Raw genomic sequence first — 2045 nt, forward strand, 5'->3', positions numbered from 1 at the left:
CTCCGCCCGGTTGCCGGACGGATCACCTGTTCAGGGACTGTCCCCGGGCGCCCCGTGACTGGCTCCATATGGAGGGGCGTCCGCGTCGCGGCGCCGATCCGTTGGTATGGCTCTCGTGACGAGGTGATCAGCGTTGGCGAACGACCGGTACGGTCACGACTTGTACAACGGCACATCAGAGGCGGCCGCGCACCTGGATCGTGCCGTGGAGGACCTGCTCTTCTTCCGCCCGGAAGTGGTCGGGGCCGTCGACGACCTGCTCCAGGTCGCCCCTGTCTCGCCTGTCGCACAGGCGTTCGCGGCCTACCTGGGAGTGCTGGGCACGGAGCCGGCCGACGCCGCCGCGGCGCGGCGGCGATTCGACGGTTTCGCCGCCGGCCTGGACCTGACCAGGCTGCCCCCACGGGATCGACTGCACGTGGCTGCCGCCGCAAGCCTGCTCGCGGGCGATCTACGGCGGGGGAGCGTGCTTCTGGAGGAGCTGACCATGGCCTACCCGCGAGACGCGCTCGCGCTCTTCGTCGGGCATCAGCTCGACTTCCTCACTGGCGATGCCCTGCGGCTGCGCGACAGGATCGGCGGTGTCCTGTCCGCCTGGGAGGCGGACGACCCCCACCGGGGCCCGCTCCTGGGTATGTACGCCTTCGGCCTGGAGGAGTCCGGGCACTACACCCACGCCCGGGAGACAGGCTCAGCCGCAGTCGAACGGAATCGCCGTGACGTGTGGGCCATCCATGCCGTCGTGCACACCTACGAGATGCAGGGCCGCTTCGCCGAGGGCATGGCCTATCTCGACGTGCGGACCGGGGACTGGTCCAGTGGCAACTTCCTCACGGTCCACAACTGGTGGCACTACGCGCTCTATGCATTGGAGGCGGGCTCCACCGACACCGCGCTCAGCATCTACGACACGGCGCTGAACAACGAGGAATCCCGAGGGCTGGCCATGGAACTCCTCGACGCGGCGGCCATGTTGTGGCGTTTCCATCTCGCGGGATCCGATCAGACCCCCCGATGGGAGGCGCTCGCGGACGCCTGGTCCGCGCGGGCCGATCCTCCGTTCTACGTCTTCAACGACGTGCACGCCGTCATGTCCTACGTCGGCGCCGGCCGGGTCGCGGAGGCGGAACGGCTGATCGCCGACCGCCGACGCTGGCTGGCGGAACCGGGCACGACAGCGGTCACCAACCACGCGATGACCGCGACCGTGGGCCTGCCCGTGTGCGAGGCACTGGTGGCCCACGCCCGCGAAGACGACGACACCGTCATGGAACTGCTGTGGCCGCTGCGTCGGCGGCTCCACGAGTTCGGAGGCAGCCACGCCCAGCGTGACGCACTCCAGAAGACCCTCGTCGAGTCGGCCCTGAGGTCCGGGCGACACGACATGGCCCGTGTCCTGATCAGCGAGCGGACCGCGCTGCGTCCGCGCAGCCCGTACAACTGGCTGAGCAAGGCCCGCCTGGCGGACTCACTGGGCGACGCCACCCAGGCCGCCGTCGCCCGCGATCAGGCAAGCCGACTGGGCCGGCGCGGAGACCTCACGTCCGACCGGATCTGACACGGGGTCGGCCCCGCCCGGCCCGGCCTCCCTGCTCGGCTTGGGCCGATGCCGCTCCCGCCTGGAACGACCGGACCCGGAGCCCGTCCCCACGGCGCCCGGGTCACGGCACCCGGCGCGCCGGAGGCACCGGCTGGGCCGAACGTCTGAGCTCCAGCCAGAAGGCCGGCCGGAGATCGGGATCGTCGAGGTCGAGAGCGAACAGCTCCCGCGCAATGCGCAGCCGATGCTCTGCTCGCCGTTGTGGGCGATCAGCTCGTCGATCCCAGCAAGCCGGAGCCCAGGGTCATGCTCCAGCTCGTCGCCGATCGGGTCGAGCAGATCCGGTGACGTACCTCGGCGACCCTCGCCGGTGTGTGCCTCCTTTCGTGCCGCGGTCGTGCCGCGGAACCACCGCACACCTCGCGGTCCTCGTGCTGCGGTGCTGCCGGGCGCGGGGCGAAGGCGGCCGGTAGCGTGGTTCGGAGGGAGGGGCGAGACGACGCGT

General features: G+C 70.8%; 1 protein-coding gene. It reads left to right on the forward strand.

Going from position 1 to position 2045, the window contains the following annotated elements; genetic code table 11:
* Window positions 1-133: 133 nt before the first annotated feature.
* Entirely contained in the window at window positions 134-1558 is a 1425-nt protein-coding gene (locus tag VIU94_RS04720) for a tetratricopeptide repeat protein (protein ID WP_331907841.1), read from the forward strand.
* Window positions 1559-2045 lie beyond the last annotated feature (487 nt).

The organism is Streptomyces sp., assembly GCF_036566765.1.
Taxonomy (GTDB): Bacteria; Actinomycetota; Actinomycetes; order Streptomycetales; family Streptomycetaceae; genus Streptomyces.